This is a genomic window from Leisingera aquimarina DSM 24565 (assembly GCF_000473165.1).
GTDB lineage: Bacteria > Pseudomonadota > Alphaproteobacteria > Rhodobacterales > Rhodobacteraceae > Leisingera > Leisingera aquimarina.
On the sequence record NZ_KI421504.1, the window covers coordinates 4,222,281 to 4,242,432 of the forward strand.

Annotated in this window: 19 protein-coding genes and 1 pseudogene; 2 read left to right on the forward strand and 18 right to left on the reverse strand. The window is 55.4% G+C overall.

From position 1 onward, the window contains the following. Positions 1 to 36: 36 nt before the first annotated feature. Entirely contained in the window at positions 37 to 666 is a 630-nt protein-coding gene (locus tag AQUI_RS30370) for a hypothetical protein (protein ID WP_245596969.1), read from the reverse strand. A gap of 593 nt (positions 667 to 1,259) precedes the next feature. Here AQUI_RS30370 and AQUI_RS31025 point away from each other — a divergent pair. Further along, positions 1,260 to 1,493 (forward strand): hypothetical protein, encoded by a 234-nt coding sequence (locus AQUI_RS31025; protein WP_156916915.1) that lies wholly within the window; start codon positions 1,260 to 1,262, stop codon positions 1,491 to 1,493. A gap of 293 nt (positions 1,494 to 1,786) precedes the next feature. On the opposite strand, the gene AQUI_RS0125245 is transcribed toward AQUI_RS31025, so the two are convergent. The 6 genes and pseudogenes from AQUI_RS0125245 to AQUI_RS0125275 all read right to left on the reverse strand — a co-directional run bounded on the left by AQUI_RS0125245 (position 1,787) and on the right by AQUI_RS0125275 (position 9,174). Continuing rightward, entirely contained in the window at positions 1,787 to 2,197 is a 411-nt protein-coding gene (locus tag AQUI_RS0125245) for a hypothetical protein (protein WP_027259998.1), read from the reverse strand. A 111-nt stretch (positions 2,198 to 2,308) separates the two neighbouring features. Next, a pseudogene (locus AQUI_RS28865) lies at positions 2,309 to 3,436 on the reverse strand (IS3 family transposase). A gap of 137 nt (positions 3,437 to 3,573) precedes the next feature. Then, complete coding sequence (locus AQUI_RS0125260; RefSeq protein ID WP_027259999.1) at positions 3,574 to 4,758, reverse strand: acetyl-CoA C-acyltransferase; 1,185 nt, start codon at positions 4,756 to 4,758, stop codon at positions 3,574 to 3,576. Further along, positions 4,755 to 6,875 carry a 3-hydroxyacyl-CoA dehydrogenase NAD-binding domain-containing protein gene (locus AQUI_RS0125265; RefSeq protein ID WP_027260000.1) on the reverse strand — a complete coding sequence of 707 codons (2,121 nt, stop codon included), beginning with the start codon at positions 6,873 to 6,875 and terminating at the stop codon, positions 4,755 to 4,757. The genes AQUI_RS0125260 and AQUI_RS0125265 overlap by 4 nt, the downstream gene beginning before the upstream one ends. A gap of 11 nt (positions 6,876 to 6,886) precedes the next feature. Beyond that, positions 6,887 to 7,573 carry a dimethylsulfonioproprionate lyase family protein gene (locus tag AQUI_RS0125270; protein WP_027260001.1) on the reverse strand — a complete coding sequence of 229 codons (687 nt, stop codon included), beginning with the start codon at positions 7,571 to 7,573 and terminating at the stop codon, positions 6,887 to 6,889. Beyond that, on the reverse strand, positions 7,570 to 9,174 hold the full coding sequence (locus tag AQUI_RS0125275; RefSeq protein WP_027260002.1) for a long-chain-fatty-acid--CoA ligase: 1,605 nt from the start codon (positions 9,172 to 9,174) through the stop codon (positions 7,570 to 7,572). Before AQUI_RS0125275 ends, AQUI_RS0125270 begins: the two co-directional genes overlap by 4 nt. Before the next feature lie 234 nt (positions 9,175 to 9,408). On the opposite strand from AQUI_RS0125275, the gene AQUI_RS0125280 reads away from it, so the two are divergent. After that, positions 9,409 to 10,338 (forward strand): LysR substrate-binding domain-containing protein, encoded by a 930-nt coding sequence (locus AQUI_RS0125280; RefSeq protein ID WP_027260003.1) that lies wholly within the window; start codon positions 9,409 to 9,411, stop codon positions 10,336 to 10,338. A 74-nt stretch (positions 10,339 to 10,412) separates the two neighbouring features. On the opposite strand, the gene AQUI_RS0125285 is transcribed toward AQUI_RS0125280, so the two are convergent. The 11 genes from AQUI_RS0125285 to AQUI_RS28880 all read right to left on the reverse strand — a co-directional run bounded on the left by AQUI_RS0125285 (position 10,413) and on the right by AQUI_RS28880 (position 20,011). Continuing rightward, the gene (locus AQUI_RS0125285; RefSeq protein WP_245596970.1) at positions 10,413 to 11,306 is read right to left on the reverse strand and encodes a sterol desaturase family protein; all 894 of its coding nucleotides are present in this window, start codon (positions 11,304 to 11,306) and stop codon (positions 10,413 to 10,415) included. Between the two features lie 117 nt (positions 11,307 to 11,423). Continuing rightward, positions 11,424 to 13,091, reverse strand: coding sequence for an ABC transporter substrate-binding protein (locus AQUI_RS0125290; RefSeq protein ID WP_027260005.1), 1,668 nt, complete (start codon positions 13,089 to 13,091; stop codon positions 11,424 to 11,426). Between the two features lie 643 nt (positions 13,092 to 13,734). Further along, the gene (locus AQUI_RS0125295; RefSeq protein ID WP_027260006.1) at positions 13,735 to 14,262 is read right to left on the reverse strand and encodes a hypothetical protein; all 528 of its coding nucleotides are present in this window, start codon (positions 14,260 to 14,262) and stop codon (positions 13,735 to 13,737) included. Next, positions 14,255 to 15,316, reverse strand: coding sequence for a 2Fe-2S iron-sulfur cluster-binding protein (locus AQUI_RS0125300; RefSeq protein ID WP_027260007.1), 1,062 nt, complete (start codon positions 15,314 to 15,316; stop codon positions 14,255 to 14,257). Before AQUI_RS0125300 ends, AQUI_RS0125295 begins: the two co-directional genes overlap by 8 nt. Beyond that, positions 15,313 to 16,467 (reverse strand): aromatic ring-hydroxylating oxygenase subunit alpha, encoded by a 1,155-nt coding sequence (locus tag AQUI_RS0125305; protein ID WP_084294520.1) that lies wholly within the window; start codon positions 16,465 to 16,467, stop codon positions 15,313 to 15,315. Before AQUI_RS0125305 ends, AQUI_RS0125300 begins: the two co-directional genes overlap by 4 nt. Positions 16,468 to 16,479: 12 nt before the next feature. Then, the gene (locus AQUI_RS0125310; RefSeq protein WP_051371989.1) at positions 16,480 to 16,731 is read right to left on the reverse strand and encodes a hypothetical protein; all 252 of its coding nucleotides are present in this window, start codon (positions 16,729 to 16,731) and stop codon (positions 16,480 to 16,482) included. Further along, complete coding sequence (locus AQUI_RS0125315) at positions 16,728 to 17,321, reverse strand: TetR/AcrR family transcriptional regulator (protein WP_035920202.1); 594 nt, start codon at positions 17,319 to 17,321, stop codon at positions 16,728 to 16,730. The genes AQUI_RS0125310 and AQUI_RS0125315 overlap by 4 nt, the downstream gene beginning before the upstream one ends. A 1-nt stretch (position 17,322) precedes the next feature. Next, entirely contained in the window at positions 17,323 to 17,769 is a 447-nt protein-coding gene (locus tag AQUI_RS28870; protein ID WP_051371990.1) for a DUF2141 domain-containing protein, read from the reverse strand. Between the two features lie 174 nt (positions 17,770 to 17,943). Then, complete coding sequence (locus AQUI_RS0125325; RefSeq protein ID WP_027260011.1) at positions 17,944 to 18,312, reverse strand: hypothetical protein; 369 nt, start codon at positions 18,310 to 18,312, stop codon at positions 17,944 to 17,946. Between the two features lie 6 nt (positions 18,313 to 18,318). Continuing rightward, positions 18,319 to 19,176: a hypothetical protein gene (locus AQUI_RS29535; RefSeq protein WP_027260012.1), complete on the reverse strand. Its 858-nt coding sequence runs from the start codon at positions 19,174 to 19,176 to the stop codon at positions 18,319 to 18,321. Further along, complete coding sequence (locus AQUI_RS28880) at positions 19,124 to 20,011, reverse strand: AAA family ATPase (protein WP_084294522.1); 888 nt, start codon at positions 20,009 to 20,011, stop codon at positions 19,124 to 19,126. The genes AQUI_RS29535 and AQUI_RS28880 overlap by 53 nt, the downstream gene beginning before the upstream one ends. Positions 20,012 to 20,152 lie beyond the last annotated feature (141 nt).

A 20,152-nucleotide genomic window follows, 5' to 3' on the forward strand; every position in this document is an offset into this window, starting at 1 on the left:
AGACAAGGCGCGGTAAAGCTAGACTACGCGACAGCCCTAGAAAGTGAGGCATCCACTTGCTGCAATTTCCCCTGGGGAAACCGGGTAACCCGGTCGGGGGTTCAGAATGACTGTCTGGATTCCGGTGATTTGGTTCATGCAGCTGTCGACCCAGCTTTCGTCGATCCCTTTGCCGCCCACATAAATGTCCAGCCAGTCATGCCCCTGATAGCCGCTATGGCACGGACCTGACTGAGGTTTCGGCCCATCCCCGCACAGATCCTCGACAATCGCGTATCTTTGCAGGTTTCTTATGTAGAATCTGGTACCTGCAGGGTAATCCATGTAGCTACGGCCATTTCGCTTTACATGCCCTACAGCGAGTGTAACCGGATTCTCGTAAGTCCCGGATCCGCCTGCCCGCCGGTGGATCACTGGCCTGGCAATTTGGGCAGAGCCGCGCGGAGTATTGTCCCAGTAGCTATAGCCAGTGAGAAAAATGTTCATGTTTTGTTCTTCTAAATATCTGGAGTTTGCACCAATTTCACCAGCAAACCTTTCATCAACTTCGAGCCGAGTACTATAAACCCCGTCGCCGCCGCCGCTTGCCCTTTCTTTAACACTGCAAGCTGCTGCAGTAAGCAATGCTCCAAACATGAGCGTAAGTCTGGTTACTTTGTAAGCCATAATATCATCCTGATTAACTGGGTACTCAGGAAGCCGCAAAAAACTTGGAAATCGCAGCTGCCTTCCAATGCAGCATGACTGCAAAAGGGAAATAAACCACTAAATAAAAAGGGAAAGTTTTATCATTCTCAAAATCTTTTGCGACATAGCGTCTGTCGCAGAGAAATCCAACCAACTTGAAAGAGATGCCGGCAGGCTCGATGGAAAGCTTCTAATTCCATCGGTCATAGAGCATTCAACTAGAATGCTTTTCATTTTTCCAAACACAGGAAAATAGGGATTGCGGATAATCGAAAAGCTGCAACTTAGTTGCAAATTCGAACAGAGCCGCTGACCCCCCCTTTTTTTTTTTGGGGGGGGGGGGGGAGATTAGATGCTCTGGTAAACATCTAACTTCGATCATCAGAAAGACATTTCCCCACGATGTCAACAATTTGTACGAGTGTTTTAGCGAAGAAAGCTACTTCAGAAGCCGGAATAGGTGTTTTCATCACATTCCCAAAAACTTCCTAGTGAGCTACTCCCCAATCGTTGGACAGGATCTGGCGTAATTTAAGCTACTCTCTGCCCCTGCTGACCGGGTTACGATCACCTTGTTCTGGCACTGGGAAGCGAGCCGCGCACGTTCGGCATTCCAGGCGTGGCAGGGAACAGCTATTTCCTGGACACGCTTCAGCATCCTGGACATGCAGGGCAATTTGATCGCCATGCTTAAAAAAGCAAAACCCGCCGAAGAGGCGGGAATTGACGATGCGGAAAGTTCGCTAAAGTTGGTTGCGGGAGCAGGCAACCGCCGTATCCTACCTGCCCTCTCCGCAGTCATATAAACGTATGATAGCGCACAGCTAACGGCAAGTCTGCGCAGGAAGCGCCCTTTGCAACCTCGGCGGTTTGACGCAATCAGCCGAGGTTTTGTGCTGCGTTGCAGCCCGCCGTTCTTGCCGTTCGCAGCGACTGCGAGATGTTGGACCTAGTGAATTCACACACAGCGGGACAGAGTTGCCCTTCGCTGCACATGCAGCTAGGGCAACCCATTACGTCCGCAAAGCGCAGAATGCTATCGGTTGACTAACTGAATGTCCCATCCTGCTTCTACCACATATTCCCATCACTGAGACCGTTACCCAACAAGCCCTAGCCCGAATGTGTATATCGCATTCGCTCGATCCATTAGAAACTTCAGGTGATTCCCCTCCACGAGTGCTTGAGCCGCACTTTCCGGAATGAACTGGCTTTCCAAAACTTGAACATCACCTGTTTTTAATCTTTTCCGAACTAATTCAGCTAAATCTTCACTTCTTTCAAGAGAGGCGAAACTCTGAAGTAGACAGTTTGAATACAACTTCGCTGAGAAGAACTCTCCGTCGAGAGATTCAGAGATTTCTCTTTTAGACAGGATGGAATGAAACTGCGCGGTCGAAGTGTTCGCAAGATACTCACTTTCAGATATGAGGTCTCTGGTAACTAAATCTCTTGCTCCATTTCTGGCATGCATCATCTTATAGGTGTTAGTTAACGCAGCGCCTGCCATAACCCTACGCTTCAAAAAATCTCGATCTGTGAAGTTTGCATTTATTGCAGCTGGAAAGTGTCCGCTCTTAACGGAGTTGAGCGGCCCCGCTTGAGTGGTCCAAGTTGAAAGTTAGTGCATGGTTGGCCTTTGGTCTACCGGAACAATGGCCTCTGGAGCCGGTGGGCGGTAGCCCAGAGCACTGTGTGGTCGTCTGGTGTTGTAGTGTTTTCTCCAACTTTCGATGATGATCTGGGCTTCCCGCAGCGAGTAAAAGACCTCACCGTTCAGCAGCTCGTCGCGCATGCGCCCGTTGAAGCTTTCGCAATATCCGTTCTCCCACGGTGACCCGGGTTCGATGAATGCGGTCTTAGCCCCAACTGCTTTGATCCAGCCTCTGACGGCCTCAGCTATGAATTCGGGGCCGTTGTCAGACCTGATGTAAGCAGGCACGCCCCGAAGAATGAACAGGTCGGTCAGAACATCAATGACCTCGGTCGAGTTCAGCTGCCGCCTCACCCGGGTCGCCAAACATTCCCGACTGTGTTCGTCCAGAATATTCAATGTCCTGAACGCTCGACCATCGTCTGTTCGATGATGCACGAAGTCGTACGACCAGACGTGATTGCGATACTCTGGCCGCAGCCGAACACACGAACCATTGTTGAGCCAGAGCCGCCCTTTCTTGGGCTGTTTCATGGGAACCTTTAGCCCCTCTCGCCGCCATAGAACGTTCGACGCGCTTGTCGTTCACCTGCCAGCCTGCGTCTCGCAGCAGAGCGGCAATCCGACGGTAGCCATATCGACCATACTGACGTGTCAGCTCGATCATGTCCTCGACCAAGCGGTCTTCGTCAGCACGCCCAAGTGGCAACCGGCGCTGCGTGGATCGGTGCTGGCCCAGGACGCGGCATACACGGCGTTCGGAAATCTTGATTTGGCTACGCACATGATCGATGCAGGCACGGCGGCGCGAGGGGCTCAGAAGTTTCCCTTTGCGGCCTCTGACAGGATCAGTTTGTCGAGTGTAAGATCTGAAACGGCACGGCGAAGGCGCTCGTTCTCCTTCTGGAGCCGCTTCAGTTCCTTGAGTTGTTCTGTGCCCATTCCGCCGTACTTCTTCTTCCAACGGCAATAGGTTTGTTCCGTCACACTGATCTGCCGAATGGCGTCTATTCGGGGCATGCCTTGCCCCATCAGCACTTCAACCTGCCGTAACTTCACGACAATCTCTTCAGGCTTGGGTCTCTTAATCGCCATCTATGGTCCTCCGCTTTCCTAATCATAGGGGCGGACCACTTCATTGGGGGAGGCTCAGGCGGAAGGCGACCGTCGCAGATGACAGGTCGTTGATGTCTCGGTCAGATAACGCTCCGCTTAATTTTACTTCAGTGGCGTCAGGTGACTTCGAACAACGCTGCGGCCCCCATGCCTCCGCCGACACACATGGACGTAACCACGTATTTTTCGCCACGACGCTTGCCCTCAAGCAAAGCATGCCCGACTTGTCTCGCGCCTGTCATGCCGTAGGGGTGGCCAATCGATATAGCACCGCCGTTCACGTTGTAGAGCTCGGGATCAATGCCAAGATGGTCGCGGCAATAGAGCGCCTGGCAAGCGAATGCCTCGTTCAACTCCCAAAGCCCGATGTCATCGATACCGAGACCTGCATTCTTTAGCAATTTCAGTATGGCATGGATTGGGCCGATCCCCATCTCTTCCGGTGCATTGCCTGCGACTGCCATGCCGCGATAGATGCCAAGGGGTGTAAGGCCATGCTGGTCAGCCATTTTCCGTTCCATCAGGACACAGGCCGAGGCCCCGTCGGAAAGCTGGCTTGCATTGCCGGCTGTGATGACGCCCCTTTCCAAAACAGGATTCAATTGGCCAAGTGTTTCGGCTGTCGTGCCTGGCCGGTTGCCTTCATCCTTGGACAAAGTCACCTCTTCCAGGGTCTCCTCCCCGGTTTCGCGGTTCCTGACCCGCTTGGTGGCGGTGATCGGGACAATCTCGTCGTCAAAGGCGCCAGCGGCTTGTGCCCGTGCAGTCCGCTTTTGCGAAAGTGCTGCGTATTCATCCTGAGTGTCGCGGCTTATCCCATATACCCGGGCCACATTCTCAGCCGTCATCAGCATCGGCATATAGGCATGTTCGCACTGGGCGGTAACGCTTGGGTCCTTCTCATCACCTGCCCACTTCAGATAGGCATTCTGCACCGCGGAAATATTCTCCTGCCCGCCAGCAACCGCAACGTTCTGCCGATCCACGATGATCTGTTTTGCGGCCGTCGCAATGGCCATCAATCCCGATGAACATTGCCTGTCTATCGTCTGACCTGACACAGTGACAGGAAGTCCAGCCGCCAGCGCGGATAAGCGGCCGACATTCAGCCCTCCTGTTCCGGCAGTCAGGACCGATCCGATCACAACATCTTCGATCAATCCGGGGTCCACTCCTGCACGTTCAACCGCGTGCTGAATGGCGTGCCCCATCATGGTTGGGGATTTGATGTTGTTCAGCGCACCCTTGAAGGCAACCCCAATAGGGGTTCGTGCGGTAGAGACGATAACGGCTTCTCTCATAATTTTTCCTTTTTGGCCTCAAAGTGTTCTGCAAGCGTCACTCCCGTGTTTGCGAGTTCCTCCAGCAAAGGCGCGGGTGTGAACCACATCTCGCCATAGGCGCCCAGCGATTGCCGGTAGTGGTTCATGCGGTCCAGAATGCGGGGCAATCCGATTTCATCCGCATACTGCATCGGGCCACCGCGCCAGTTGGGAAAGCCATAGCCGTTGACCCAGATCAGGTCGCAGTCGCCAGAGCGCGTTGCGATGCCTTCTTCTAGGATCAGAAAGCCTTCGTTGATCAAGGGGTACAGACACCGCTCAAGGATTTCCTGATCGTCGATGTGCCGGTGCGCTACACCATGCCGCGTGGCCAGTTCTTCGCTGATTTGAACAACCTCGGGATCTCCAACCCGTGTCCGGCCCTCGTAGATATAGCTGCCTCGCCCGGTCTTCTGACCCAGTCGTCCCAATTCAAAAAGCCTGTCCTGGACTGCCTGGTATGCCGGATCATGCACGATTTCACTTCGCCGCTCCTGACGCACGCGGGCGCCCACATCGATCCCTGCCAGATCTGCCATCGCGTGAATGCCCATCGCCATACCGAAGGTCTCAAGGACATCGTCCACGTGTTTCGGCGTCGCTCCCTCAAGTAGCAAACGGGACCCTTCGCGGAAGTATGGTTCCAGCATCCGGTTCCCAACAAAGCCGTAGCACACGCCAACCGTGACAGGGAGCTTTCGGATCTTCCTTGCAACCGTAACGGCCGTCGCAATGACATCGGGTGCGGTCTTGGCGCCGCGCACCACCTCCAGCAAGCGCATGACATTTGCTGGACTGAAGAAATGAAGACCAATCACATCCTCCGGGCGGGACGTGAACGCGGCGATTTCATCGAGGTCCAAGGTCGAGGTGTTCGAGGCCAGTATCGCGCCAGGTTTCGCATGCCGGTCCAACGCTTCGAAAATCTGGCGTTTGACATCCATGTTTTCAAACGCTGCTTCGATGATCAGGTCAGCCTCTGCAAGGTCAGCAAAGCTGAGTGTCCCGGTGGCGCGGGATGCAAAAGCCTCTGCCTGATCGGGACTGAGCCGTCCCTTGTCAGCTGCACGCTGGAAGTGTTTTGAAACCTGATCCAGCCCCTGTTCCAGCGCCCCCTGTGTGGTTTCCAAAAGCGTGACCGGAAACCCCGCCTGAAGAAAGGCGATGGCGATGCCGCGCCCCATTGTTCCCGCGCCGATCACGGCGACCGATGCAATGTCACGTGGCCGCTGCCCGCGCGAAACGCCGGGAACCTTGGTGCATTCACGCTCTGCAAAGAACAGGTGACGGCCCGCGCGTGATTGAGATGTGTTGAGCAATTCGGCAAATCCTGCCTTTTCCTGTGCCAGCCCCTGGGGCAGCGGCAATTCGCAGGCGGCTTGAAGCGATTTCAGGCATCGTTCAGGGGCGACAAGGTTTTTGGATCTTGGCGCGATCTCGATCCGGAAACCCGCGAGAAAACCCTTCGGATCAGGGTGTGCGACAGTTACATCCGCACAACTGCGGTTCGGGCCCCCCTCACGCGCAATCCTGGTGGCGAACTCCAAAACATGTGTGCGAAAACCCTGGCCGCTCTCGAACAGTGCGTCGACCAGCCCGCAGGACAGAGCATAATCGCCTTTCACGGGGTCACCGGAAAGGATCATCCGTGTCGCCGCTTCCAGCCCGGCAATCCGTGGCAGTCGTTGGGTCCCGCCTGCACCGGGCAGCAGCCCCAGTTTGATTTCGGGCAGGCCCATCAATGCCTCCGGCGCGGCAACACGGTAGTCACAGGCAAGTGCGATCTCCAGTGCGCCACCCATCGCAGGGCCTGCAATAGCCGCGACAACAGGTTTCCTGCTGGTTTCAATCGTTACGCACAGGTCTGGCAGATCCGGTTTGTCCCAGACTGCCCCTGTGCGGAACTCGGCGATGTCGGCGCCGCCGCAAAAAAGCGGCAGTGCCGAACATAAAACAATAGCTTTGACCTGCTCGTCAGCTTCCAACTCATGAACGGCCGAAGAGAGCGCTTGCCGCATCTTCAGGCCAAGTGCGTTCACTGGCGGGGCGTTCAGCTCGATGACTGCAACGCTACCGCTGCGTTCTATAGAAAACATTTTGGGAAACCTCAGATGAACTTTTGGGCAAGACCTTGTTCGATCTCGGCCCAGTCGTCGAAGTGGATGACATTGCAGCGCGAACTCACGTTCTCAAGCCAGACAAAGACCGAGATGAACGGCTGATCATAGACCCGGGTGGCATGGGGCTCGCCCGCGGCGTTCCAGATAAGCGATCCAGCAGCATAGTCCTGCCATTCGCCGGATCTGAACCGCCAGCCGGATCTCTCGGACAGGTTCAGATAAAGCTCAGGCGCGTCGTGGTTATGGTCGCGGTACAACGTCCGCGGACCCAGCATGAAGATACCCAGGCTAAAGTCCGGGTGGTGATGCCCGCAGGCGTCGGCGCCAATCAGCAAGGAATGCAAGTTGCACTTGATATAACCCTCTCCCAGGTCGGCGCCGGGCGGATAGAACTGCGCGTTGTCCTCGCGCCAGACCAGGTCATCCTTAGCCGCAGACAGGCATTTTGCGATTTCAAGCAGTTTGGGCTCGGTGATGCCAGCGATGGCTTGAGACAGCACCTGATCATGACGGGTTCCCTGGGAAGGGACATCACGCTGCCGCCTGCAGGAAAGATCCATGGCTGCAAGCTTGTCCAGCGTCAGATCAACACCGGGCGCATCGCTTCGGTGGGTCTCCAAATACGCGACAATGGCTCGGATGAGGGCCTGAATACGGTGCTGCTTGTCTGTCATGATTTCACATCCGTGCCTGTAGAAATCTCTTGCCGTAAGAGCTTCTTGTCGAGCTTGCCAACACTGGTCCTGGGAAGCCGTTCGACAAAGAATATTCGGTCTGGCACTGCCCACTTCGACAGGTCGCCGATGTCAGCGCGCGACTGGAATTCTTCCAGGATGCCTTGGCGCACCTGATCCGGTTCGGCATTCTTTGCAAGCTGAGCAACCAGCACCGGCCTTTCGCCCCACTTGGCATGTGGCAGGCCAATCGCGGCCACGTCTTCGACGCCGGCACAAGCGGAGGCTATGTTTTCCAATGCCAGTGACGAAATCCATTCGCCGCCGGTTTTGATCACATCCTTGAGCCGGTCAGTGATCTGCAACGATCCATTCTCACGGATATAGCCAACATCCCCGGTGTGCAGATACCCGCCAGCCCACAGTTCGTCAGAGGCTTGCTCGTTACCGAAATAACCCTGGGTCAGCCAGGGTGCCCGGGCAACAACTTCGCCGGTTGTTTCACCGTCATGCGGGACGTCCTTCATATCTGGCGTCACAACACGAAGGTCGACAAGCGGGCCGGGAAAGCCGGTTTGCGCCTGTCTCTCCGAATCATCGCTGGACAGATCTGCCACCGTCAGAAACGGACAGGTTTCGGACATTCCATAAGCCGCATGCAATGATATGCCAGCCGCAGCAGCGCGGTCCTGCAGGCCGCGCGGTAAAGCGGCCCCGCCAATGATTACTTTCCACTGGCTCAGGTCTGTCTGCGGGCAGCCGGGATGGTCGAGCACCATGGACAGAATGGTGGGCACGCAATGGGAGAAAGTGACGCCTTCAGCAGCAATCAGCCGCAGAACTTCGTCTGGCGTGTAGCGGCCGGGATAGACTTGGCGCACGCCCATCATCGTCGCGGCATATGGAAACCCCCATCCATGGACGTGAAACAGAGGTGTCAGCGGCATGTAGACGTCGCCGCGGTGAAACCCGGCGTTTCCGGGGAATGCGCCAAAACCAGCGATCAGGCCCAAAGTGTGAAGCACCAGCTGGCGATGGGAATAGCTCACCCCCTTGGGGTTGCCAGTGGTTCCAGTCGTATACAACAGTGTTGCGGTCCGGCTTTCGTCAAAATCAGGAAACTCAAACCCGGTTGGAGCACCCCTGATCCAGTCTTCGTAACCGTCTCCGTTTCCGATGGGGACAATGGTGATGTCCCGGTCAATATCCGATTTGATCTCATCAATAAGCGGCATGAAATCCTGATGCACGATGATCAGATCCGGCTGCCCATGGTTGATCGTGTAAAGAACCTGCGCAGGCGACAAACGCACGTTGATCGTGTGCAGCACAGCGCCCATCATCGGAACCGCAAAGAAACATTCAAGATAGCGGTGGGTATCCCAGTCCATGACACCAACACGCATGCCCTCGCCAATACCGCTGGCCTTGAGCGCATTGGCAAGCTGGCCGATGCGTTCGTTGAGCTGAGCATAGGTCAGCCGCATATTGGAGCCACTGACGATCTCTTGCCTGGCGGAGACCAGCCTGGAACGCGCCAGCAGCTGCTTGATCAGCAAGGGGTAGCCATATGCATTCAGCGAAGGTGACGTGGCGGACATACAGAAGGAATCCTTGGCTTTCTTCACTTGCCAATCTGCCATCTCTCAACGAGCTGAAGAATTGAAAGATTTTTGCATTCATCAAGGATTTCTAACCAGTGCGTTGAGCGTGAAAATACCGTTTGACCGCATGTAAAGTTGGGCAAATATTCAATGCCACCCGCCGCCGTAATTTTTTCCGCCAGTTAGGCAAGCTAAAGGATGTCGGGCTGCAACCATCGAGGAGACCCGCCGGTGACGACTCATATGCCAACATTGGTTTCTCTGCGCGCCTTTGAAGCCGTGGCGCGTCACAAGAGCTTTCGTAAGGCAGCTGACGAAAGCTGCGTGACGCACGCGGCCGTCAGCCATCAGATCAAGGCGCTGGAGACGTCAATCGGAGTTCAACTTCTTGAACGCACAAGCCGGTCCGTCGAACTGACGCCAGCCGGTGAACAGTATTATCCGCCAATCCGTGAACACATTCAGGGGATAATCAAAGCCACCAGGCGCATACAGGCGCCGGACGAGCCCGATGTGCTGCTCGTTCAGTCTTATGCGAGTTTCAATACAATGTGGCTGCAGCCCAGGCTTGCTGATTTCCTTCAGGACAATCCGAACACCCGCGTGCGCATAATCTCAACCTTTGAAGACGGTGACTATGATGCGCACAGATTTGACGCGGGTATCTTCAATGCCCCGCCTTTTGACAAGAGATTCAATTACAGCCCGTTGTTTGAAACCGACATTTACCCGGTGTGCGCTCCCGAGGCTTTGAGTGATCCGGACATGGGCATGACACTTGATGAATTAGAGAGCTTCTTGCTGCTGGGCGTCCCAACCACGCCATCAGATGTGGATGACTGGACTTGCTGGCTGGAGGCGGCAGGCCTCAGCCGCGACGACATGAAATTCGGGTCCGTTTTTGACAATTATCCGCTGGTTCGTGAGGCAGTCCTGAAAAACCATGGGATTGGAATGGCAAGAGCGCCGTTCTGCGTCCGTGACCTTGAGAGAGGGCGCTTGGTACGGCCGTTCGGTCTCTCCGTGCCAGAGCCGAGTCAATGGTACCTTGCAACGCCAAAAAACAGTGCAGCGAACCCGAAACTGGCTCTGTTCACCAAGTGGCTTGAAGAGGAAATCGAAGCTGACCCGACAATGAGAAGCATCCCGGCAGACGTTTAGGCGTCGTCATTCAGGAACCACCGGTCAACGCGTTCCAGATCAACACTGACCGTCCTGGATTGTCACCACGCCACTCATTTGGCGTGCATGCGTTTTTTGGTTTCGCGCACACGTTCCATTGCCTCCGGGCTGCCATCGTGAAAGCTGCCGAACCAGTTGTCCCAGGGCATTTCCGGGCCGCCATAATTGCATTCGAAATACCGGTGATGCAGTTGGTGGTGGAACGACCCGATCTTCAGGTGGGCCTTGTCCCCCAGCACCAGGTTTTCAAACCCGGCATGCGACGTGGCTGAAGCAAGCGCCAACGAATATCCGATGAAGAGGAAGTGGATCGGATGCGCGGGCACAACCAGGAAGATCAGCAAAAGACTCATGTAGCCGGCATGCTCGATCGGATGCATGGAAAAGCCTGACCACGGTGCAACTGAAACACTACGGTGATGAACAGAATGCACACGCTTGTAGATCCATGGAATGTGCAGTGCGCGGTGCAGCCAGTAGAAATGGAAGGACTGTACAACAGGCAACAACAGGAACAGGGCAAAGAACCAGATCGGATTGCTCCGGGCCGTAATCATCGGCGCCCATCCATTGGCGTAAGCCGTCCAAACGATGGCATCATAGAATGTCCAGACGGTCACGCCAGACAGGAGCGCGTAGGTGACATTGTCCCAATACTGATCGTTCCACAGGAAGATGCGTGCATTCTTGGCTGGTCCGCGCCGGTCGAACTTGTAGTCGTCGCCCTGCTTCTTCCATCCGTAAAGCCACAGATGCAGCCCTTGGGCAAAGAAGGTCATCAGGATCAGGTTGCGCGCCCAAAGCTGCAAAACCCATCCCCAGCTTAAACGCTGCATCTGCTCCAAGGGTGGCACCAGCCAAGCCCAGATGGCCCAGGCCATCAGCGCGTAGATCAGGTATTCGGTGATCGGCAGCCAGTTGGTCGCAAACCACCGGAGTGTGGCCATTGGCCTTGGCGGCCACGAGAAAAGCGGCGTTACGGCGACAGGCAAGTCTGGATGCCAATTCCATTCCTTGCTTGTGCCGGCTTTCAGGTGCTTTTCAGTGGCCGACATGGGCGCCTCCTATCGGTCCAACCAGATCTTATCCATGTGAATTTCAAAGGTCGGATGCATGCCCATTCCTTTCACATTCTCACGGCAGTGATTGTAAAGGGAACGCCAATAGGGCTGCGTCACAACACCTTCGTCCAGCAAGATCCTCTGCAGTTTGGCCATGATTCCCCTGCGCTTGTCCGCATCAGGGGTTGCCAGTGCCTCTGCCAGCAAACGGTCGAACTCAGGATTGTTGAACCCGGTTTCGTTCCAGTTTTCTCCGGACCGGTAGGTCAGGGCCAGAATTTGCACGCCGAGCGGGCGCATGTTCCAATTGGTCGAGCTGAAGGGAAATTTCGCCCAGTCATTCCAGAAAGATGCTCCAGGAACAACTGTTCGCTTCACCTTGATCCCAGCCCCCCGCAACTGCGCAGCCATGGCGTCGGTTGTGTTACGGCGCCAGTCATCGTCGATCGAAATCAGCTCATGCTCATAGTCTTCCATGCCGACTTCTTTGAGAAGCTCCATGGCCCCGGCAGGATCGTGAGGTATCCGGTCCACTTCGGCATACTCGGGATGAATAGGACAGACATGATGGTTCTGCGCCGGTATCCCCAACCCGTTGACCCCCAACTCGAGCAATACTGAGTTGTCCACCGCCATTGACAGGGCGCGACGGACACGTGCGTCTGCATAGGGTTTTTTGCCATTCACCGTGGCGACCTGATTGGGGCGGATGACAATTGTCGCGGCCGTCACGGCTTCGTTTTGCTGCAGGCCCAGCCCGGTCAGCACCGCGACAAAATCACCGCTGGATTCGTAGTTGGCGTCGATTTCTTCCGCTTCATAGGAAGACAGGATGGTGGTCGGGTCGGTTCCCACGTCCAGGTATTCGATCCTGTCCAAATAGGCCCCCTGGCCCTCGTTCCACCAAGTATGGCCGTCTTTGCGGACCAGCACGGCTCTAACGCCGACTTCATGGCTTTCCAGGGTGTAGGGACCTGTCCCCAGTGGCGCCTTGAAAGGATCTGCACTGCCGGCGTCTGGATGCACGATAGCTGCGGGATAGTCCGCCATGCCGGCGATCAGTGTAATATCCGGGTTCGGCAGGTTCAGCCGTACGGTCGAGGCGTCGACCACTTCGATGGTTCCCTCAGCCGCCTTTGAGGTATCGGGATCAATCAATGTCCCGAACCGGCCCGCCATGGAATTGCCTTCGGCCCCCTTATCGCACCACCGTTCAATATTGTATGCGACATGCTCCGCGGTAAGTGGATCGCCGTTGTGCCAGGTCACCCCGGGGCGCACATTCAGAATGTAGGTCTTTGCATCTTCGCTGATTTCCCAGCTTTCCAGAAGCATCGGCTCAAAGGTGAACTGATGAGTGTAGCGCACCAGATACTCAAGCCAGCCCCGGCTGATGTTAGCTTGCGGGCTGTCATCATAAGACCGCGGATCCTTGCCTTCCCGAACAACCATCCCGATCCGCAGCGTTCCGCCGGTCTTTGGTGTTTCTGACGCGAACGCCGGCGCATTCATGCCCAGCATGGCGTAGGCTGTTGCGGTAGTGGCCCCGAACGTTGTCGCCATGGCAAGAAATTCACGCCGGCTGACTTCGTCATTCCGACGCTTCGCATTGTGAGCAGAGTCTTCGAGGGTTGTGGGCAGTATGTCACAGCCGGACTTGTAAAGTTTCATGATTTCCTCCCGGGTTGGCAGGAGGCAAACGCCGTGACCAGAGCCGGAAGGGCTTCTGGAATCATGAACGCTTACTTCCCATTGTCGTTGGCACGCCTGGGGTGAAACAAAGTCCAAGCCAAGTTATGCCTTATTTGTAATGGCAATATGTATCGGCAGGCCCGCGTTCGAAGAACTGAAAAGATTTTTAGATCATGTACAATCAGTAACCGGTGCCGGGTTGGAGGCGAACTTATGCACAGGTAATCTCGTTCCAAAGTTGGCGAATATAAGCACCGGCACGACTGCTGCCGAGAACCTGTGGGAGGTGTCATCCTTCCTGTGAATGTCTGTTTTGCGCCGTTCACACTTATTCATGCTTACTGCAACATTGACCGACTTGGGCTCTCAGCCGCCGAATGCCGACGCAGCACGACCCTTGGTATGCGTGTACAGGGACCGGCCATCGATAGGTCTGGCCAAGGGGTTGATCCTGCGACGTTTCCGGTGAAGTGCTGCCACCCGCGTCCCAAAAGCCGAGGTTCGGCCTGGTGGCGGCGAAATCTTGGTCAGAGCCCATTTCGACCTATGCCGCGCTATGCTTGAATGTCGGTTATGGCGATCTCAGCTACATTGAAAACGTAATTCTGTGCATTTAGTTTTCCTAACCGCGCCAGCAGTTCTCGGGTAAATGGTCCCCCGCGATGCTGAAATCAACGCATGTCATAAAGGCGAAATTGTACTTCCCGACCAAGAAGCTGACGCCGTTGACGAAAACGACGATGACGACCAGCCATCGAAAAAGCCGCTTGCTGTGAAGCTCCGCGGCCTCGGGCACGGCGACAGATACCAGAATGTATGCGGTGTACGGAATTGCCGGAAGCAACAGAAGAGCCAAGTAAGACAGTGCCTGCGGAGTGGTGGACCAGATGGCGGAGGTCATGACGACCGTGGGCAGACTGAAAAGTAGCGTCCCCCACCAAGTCAGATATCGCGTTCCGTCCGCAGTTCTTCCGACAACGAAAATAGCGACGAGAGAGGCAAGGGATACAAACCAGATCGACAAGAAGTCTGTATAAAACACCTCACCATAAGCACCGAGTGTGAAACTGATGCGCCACGTGACAAGACTGAGACCGATACTCGCCAGAAAGAACGTCCCGGCTTCTTCACCGGAGAACGCTCTAGTCATAGCTGACCGACAGTTTGTCGGTCGTTGGCAAAGATTGACATGTCAGGATCGCACCGTTTGCGATGTCTTTGTCTTCAAGCGCCATGCGGGCGCGCATGTGAACGTCGCCAGAGACCAGCCTGGCGCGACATGCTCCGCACACCCCTGATTGGCAAGAGAACGGCGGTTTCAAACCTGCGGCCTTGGCCGCTTCCAATATGGTCTGACCCGGTGAAATGCTCACGGTTTGTTGGGCACCGCCGAGCGTCAGCTCCATCGACGATGCAATGCCCTCGACGCTAGTGTCGAGGTCGGCAGTACCTCCATAGCTTTCCATGTGGATGCGGTTGGTTGGCACGTCCAGCGACATCAGCGCCGTTTTCACGGCTTTATTCATGCCGCCTGGGCCGCAGACATAATACTGAGCGTCCTGTGCGTAAGGCGGGTTTTCCGTGATCAGAGCTTCGATAGCGTCCTTGTCTACAATGCCCTTACGCCAGTACCCGGCGCTGGTCCACCAACTCGGCTTTGAGAAGACATGATGTATGGACATCCTTTCCGGGTGGGCTGTCCAGATACCATTCAATTCATCGTCAAGCAGGATGCTCATTTCGTTGTTGTTGCCATACGCCAGATGCGCGGCCGAGTTGGGTTCCGCAGCCATGACCGAACTGAGCATTGCGTAGAGGGGAGTGATGCCTGAACCTGCACCAAAGAAATAGTGCGTCCGGCGCGCGCCCTGCGCAGGGTCAAGGCAAAACCCGCCGAACGGGGGCATGACATCGATCACGTCCCCCTTTTTCACATTTTCATTGATGTGGTTACTGACGATGCCTCCTTTGACGCGCTTTACGGTGATCCGCAGCGGATCGCCTGTGAAGGGAGAAGACGAGATAGAGTAGCTGCGGCGCTGTTCTTCACCTTCAACAACAAAGCGAAACGAAAGGTGCTGACCTGGTCGCCACGCGAAGGTTTCCCGCAAGATTTCTGGCACGTCGAACATTACCGTCTTGGCCAAGCCGCCGATTTCTTCGCGGGTGTCTAGAACTGTAAGGGGATGGAAGTGACGGGTCATGCTTTCTCTCCCAACCATTTCAGGACCACTTTTTGATGGTCAATGACAGGGCTTTCCCCAACCGCGGCCGGGCCGGTTTCGAAATAAGGCGACTTCAGCGATTTCTGCTGTTGTTCGCAGGCGTAAATGTCCTCTCTGGTAAAGTCGCCAGCGACCATCGGATCGTCCTCACCCACGGCGTCATGAGCCTCGTATTTGCCGCTCAAGCCGAACTTGGTCCAGAAGTTCGACGACTTCATGGATTGCTTAGCAAACTCCCATCCAGAACTGTTGAACACACGCCCGCGATTGGTCACGCGCGCCAATTCGGGACCAAGCGGTTCGATGATGAAGATGTTCCAGCCGTCTTCCGACCCCGCCAGCCCAATACCGGGAAACAGCATCGGCACCCAGGCGCCATTCATGTCTTTTGGGATCACACGCGGAGCGATCAGCTTGCTTTCCTGATCTTTTAGAAACGCTTCGACTGGTGGTTCCCAGAACATGTAGTGCGGGCCTTCCCAATGGTACTTGGCCGCCTTGTGGTCATACATCTGCAGCGTGTTCGAATGCAGATGACTCAGGTGATAGACATCAATGTAATTCTCAACGACAACCTTCCAGTTGGCCTTGATCTCATAGCTCGTGTTCAGCTCTTCGTATTCGACAAGCTCCTCAGGAACATGTGGTCCGATATGCGGCTCAGTGGGTCCGAACCATTCAGCAATTGACGGCGCATCTGGATCGGGATGCACGAAGATCATCGACTTCCAGATATCCACTTTGGCGGGCTTTAGGCCGAGGCAAGATTTGTCCACCTGTCCGAACTCCTCCTCTTCCTCCGGAACAGAGACCAGGTTGCCTTCCAGATCGTATGTCCAGTCATGGTATGGGCAGGTTAAAGCCTTTTGCGTCTTACCAACTGCACGGATCAGTTGTGTGCCGCGGTGACGGCATATGTTGTGGAATGCGCGCAGACGGCGATCCCGGCCCATCACCACGAAGATGTTGTTCAGACCGGCTTGAACGGTGATGTACTGGCCCGGTTCGCTCACATCTTCCATGAAACCGGCATAGCGCCAGGTCTTTGAGAAGATGTCGCGCATCTCGCGGTCATACCAGGCTTGCGAGGTATAGGCTTCGACGGGCAAAAGATGCAGCATGGGTTTCATGTCTGGACCTCCTCAGGTAGTTTGCGGCAAGAAGTCGAGAATGAACAACAAAAGGCCTAAGACCACCCAAGCAATCTGGATCAGCCAAAACAGGATCGGGTCTTCATCGCGGGTCACATCGGACAGCAGAAACGCATGGCCCGAGTAGAAGTTTGGGATCGTCCAATAGAGAAACAGGAGCCCCCAGAGCGCTTGATAGCCGAGGGCCGTTGAGACCATCAGGATCACGAAGGTTGCGTAGTTCAGCAGTCGAGAGCGGGTCATTTCATGTCTTTCAAAGTGTTGAGAAGCATCCGAGCCGTGGTTTTTGCGCGCGCTTGCCACCCCACAGACATGCTCAATGAAGCTAGTGATGTTGCGTTGAAATAGACGGCTACGATGCCATGCGCTGTTGCCTGCAACTGGTCATTGTCAGCGTCAGGGAAATCAGATCGTAGAATGGTGGAAACCGCGTCTTCGAAATCGAGAACAACACTTCGACATTCAGCTTGGAGATCAGCGTCCTCGGCGGCCCGTGCCGTCAGCGCCGCAAAAACCAAAACGTATTCAGGTGACGACGTACCGGCCTCCGAAAACAGGATATCAACAAGCCATTTGGACCCATGGGTCGGGGGCGCCGCGGCAATCATGGATTCAGTTTGCTCAGTAAAACCGCGAAAAACATAGTCCTGCAACGCGGCGATCATGTCTTCACGGTTGCCAAGATGGTGGCGCACCAACGGGCGCTTCAATCCCGCTTCCTCAGCAATCTGTGCAAGCGACGCGCCTTCTACACCATAGCGAGCCACGCAGTGAATGAGAGCTTGCATGACCTGCTCATAGCGATCATCGCGGTTTGACGGACGACCAGCCATCTCAGTTCCAATAGCGAAGCGTGAGCGTTCTCGACGCATTCGGTCCCGCGACTGTCAGAGCATCGCCGAACCTTGGTGGAAGACCGCTCCTGCCCATGGAAGCGAAGCTGTAACCTTCGGTCGGGACCCCTCCTTCGAGGTCGAAATCGCCGTCACTATCTTCGTCATGCAAAGCCGCAATTGCGTATGAACCGGTTGGCAGATCATGGAATGCCACTGACACGCGACCTTCGTTTGCGGGAACGATGGCCAAGGCCGCAGCGTTCATGACGCCCATCGCTTCAAACGCGGTCGCGTCATCAAAGGCCGCAACGACCAATACACCGTTGGAGTTGCGTATGCCGTCAATGCTTGCGGTTAGAGCACCGGTTTCAGCTGCCAAGGCAGATGCGCTCAGAGTGCAAGACAAACCGATTGCAGCGGTGATCATTAACTTTCGGGGAAGCATCGCGCGCTCCTTAACTGTCAAGTGTGACAGCAAATAGGGATAGCGTATTTAACTGTCAATAGTGACAGTTAAATTGCTTCATGATGAGCAGCCTTTCGTCGAAAAATCATCAAAGGCAGTTTTGTCCGCACAGCAAACCTTGGCTTGTCACCCAACGAAAGGCAGCAATCGGTCCTATTTCGGTCCGCTGTCTATCCCACCAAGCGAGATCCCGGACAGCCGCGCATCATCTTCCGGCTCCCATTTCTCGCGCAGGCCGCGAACGTAATCCGCGTCACTTTTCAGCTTTTGCCGCTCCTTGGCGAGGACGCGTTTCACGGTCCGGGCCACCAGTTGAGCAATGCGCGTGACCATCCGCATCGCTGGGCGGATTTCTTTTAGCGTTTCATCCCGCACGCCCTTGGTCTTGGGAGCGGTCGCGCCCCAAGCCAGGCCTGCCTGCTGATCCGCAGACGCCTCCCGCCAGAAGACCGCCCCATCAGCAACCAAGTCTAATCCACTTTCAATCGCATCTGTGATGACTTCTGCCTCCGTTGCCTTCAACCGGACCTATTCTTCTGCCTCCTGCAGCCTCTTCTCCTCAGTCAGCCGGGCAGCCTGAGCCTCAGCAGCGGCTTTCTCTTCCTGGCCGCGGTGCTGAACCATCTGCCGCAGCTGAGCGGCCAGATCAGATTTTTCCGCCTTCGTGGCGTTCAGCACCTGCTCGGCCTGTTGCCTTTCCTGGATAATCCGCGCGCGTTTTTCCTCTTCGGCCTTCCGCGCTGCCGTTTCGGCCCGGTACTTTTCTGCAGCTTCCTCTGCCCTTACCTCATACCCCTTCACTGTCGGCTCCAATGCCGCGACCTCAGCCACAATTTCCCTTTTCAGAGCATTCGCGGCGTCAGCCGCTTTTTCATGCTGCACAGCCTCTGCCTCCGCCGTTTCACGGCGGCGGATCATCTTTGCAGTTTCCCGCGCGGTCCGCTGTTTGCGGGCCCGCGCCTCTTTCACCGCGCGTTTGCGCGATTTTTTAACCGTGGCCTTGGCCAGGTCTCGGCCGTTTTCAACGGCCGCCTTTGCCTCATCCTGGGCATCGCCCAGGGTGCGTTTCTTCTCTGCTTGCGCCTTTCGGCGCTCTTCGGCACGCCACTTTGACGGCGGCACATGCTGCCGCTTCTCGGGCAGAGGTTTTCCCTCTCCCCGCGCCTGGCGCCGGGCCTCGGCACGGCGCTCTCCCCTGGCGAGCCCAATTGTTTCGAACGCCTCACCGGCCAGATCCTGGGCAAGCTCATAGCTTTTGATGAGCGGGTTTTCCGAAGGCTGCAGCAGGATCTGATGCCCGCGGTTGGCGGATGGTTTCTCGGTCCAACCCGGATCACCTGTTCCGGCGTTGTGGATGGCGATGACTATGAAGAAGAAGATCGGCAAAACCAGTGTTTTCAGGCACAGCTTCAATGTCCCATGTCGGGACTGGAGAGTAATCCTTGATGACAAACTTTTGCGCCGCCCGCGACGCAGCAAACTCCAAATCATGGGTGATGAAGACAAAGCCGCAATCAGGTCTGGCTGCTTCGATAGCGTCCCAAAGCTTGGACATAATTGACCTATGAACATGAAGCTCTGGTTCATCGACGATCAAAACAGTGTTTTCTGCCGCGACGAGAGCTTGGCCAATCATGTAGAAAATCGCCCGCTCACCATCACTCATTTCTGAGGCGGTGTATTTTTCGTCCCTGCCAGGTATTGAGACAAGGATATCGTCGCCGGAAATGTGGAGCTTGCGGTGAGGAAGAAGAGCTCTCCAAATCTCCTCGAGCTTATCAAATTTCGTTGTCCGGAATGGTTCGTCGGTCGCCTCTGCACCCGGTTTGTGACGCTGATATGCCTGCAAAGCCGTATTTGACTGGTCAGCAAAAAGTGCCTGTATCAGGTATTCAAAGTCATTCAGCAAATGCGTCGCGTGCTTATTCCCCCATCTGCTGCCAGCTCTTCGACCGGGGTTTTGCAGGGATGACTCGTCCGGATGCTCGGTTCGCAAGCCAGCCAGAGCTTTCTTCTCCGCGATCTTCGCCACTCCGGGGTTCAGGTTAAGTGCTCTATGAGCTGAAATCCGATGAGACTGAATCCCCAGAACATTTTCAATATGAACGGTCAGTCGTGTTTTCCCGCCGCCATTAGCTCCCACAAAAATGATCGTCTCGCCAGTTTCCAACTGAAACAGCTTCGACTCAGTTGCGGTTGGAACGGTAAAGTTGAAGGTCAATTTCCCAATCCTCGTTTAGGGCCTTCGGCGAACAGAAAGCTATCAATACTTGCAATGTCAAAGCTCTTGATCAGCTCTGAAAGCTACCCTGTCATGAGCTAACCAACTCCTCAAACACGGGTCTGCTTGGACCAGGCCAAG

Coding starts and splice junctions, on each gene's coding strand:
- AQUI_RS30370 (WP_245596969.1), bottom strand. CDS start 666: ATGGCTTACAAAGTAACCAGACTTACGCTCATGTTTGGAGCATTGCTT.
- AQUI_RS0125245 (WP_027259998.1), bottom strand. CDS start 2,197: ATGGCAGGCGCTGCGTTAACTAACACCTATAAGATGATGCATGCCAGA.
- AQUI_RS0125260 (WP_027259999.1), bottom strand. CDS start 4,758: ATGAGAGAAGCCGTTATCGTCTCTACCGCACGAACCCCTATTGGGGTT.
- AQUI_RS0125265 (WP_027260000.1), bottom strand. CDS start 6,875: ATGTTTTCTATAGAACGCAGCGGTAGCGTTGCAGTCATCGAGCTGAAC.
- AQUI_RS0125270 (WP_027260001.1), bottom strand. CDS start 7,573: ATGACAGACAAGCAGCACCGTATTCAGGCCCTCATCCGAGCCATTGTC.
- AQUI_RS0125275 (WP_027260002.1), bottom strand. CDS start 9,174: ATGTCCGCCACGTCACCTTCGCTGAATGCATATGGCTACCCCTTGCTG.
- AQUI_RS0125285 (WP_245596970.1), bottom strand. CDS start 11,306: ATGGCCACACTCCGGTGGTTTGCGACCAACTGGCTGCCGATCACCGAA.
- AQUI_RS0125290 (WP_027260005.1), bottom strand. CDS start 13,091: ATGAAACTTTACAAGTCCGGCTGTGACATACTGCCCACAACCCTCGAA.
- AQUI_RS0125295 (WP_027260006.1), bottom strand. CDS start 14,262: ATGACTAGAGCGTTCTCCGGTGAAGAAGCCGGGACGTTCTTTCTGGCG.
- AQUI_RS0125300 (WP_027260007.1), bottom strand. CDS start 15,316: ATGACCCGTCACTTCCATCCCCTTACAGTTCTAGACACCCGCGAAGAA.
- AQUI_RS0125305 (WP_084294520.1), bottom strand. CDS start 16,467: ATGAAACCCATGCTGCATCTTTTGCCCGTCGAAGCCTATACCTCGCAA.
- AQUI_RS0125310 (WP_051371989.1), bottom strand. CDS start 16,731: ATGACCCGCTCTCGACTGCTGAACTACGCAACCTTCGTGATCCTGATG.
- AQUI_RS0125315 (WP_035920202.1), bottom strand. CDS start 17,321: ATGGCTGGTCGTCCGTCAAACCGCGATGATCGCTATGAGCAGGTCATG.
- AQUI_RS28870 (WP_051371990.1), bottom strand. CDS start 17,769: ATGCTTCCCCGAAAGTTAATGATCACCGCTGCAATCGGTTTGTCTTGC.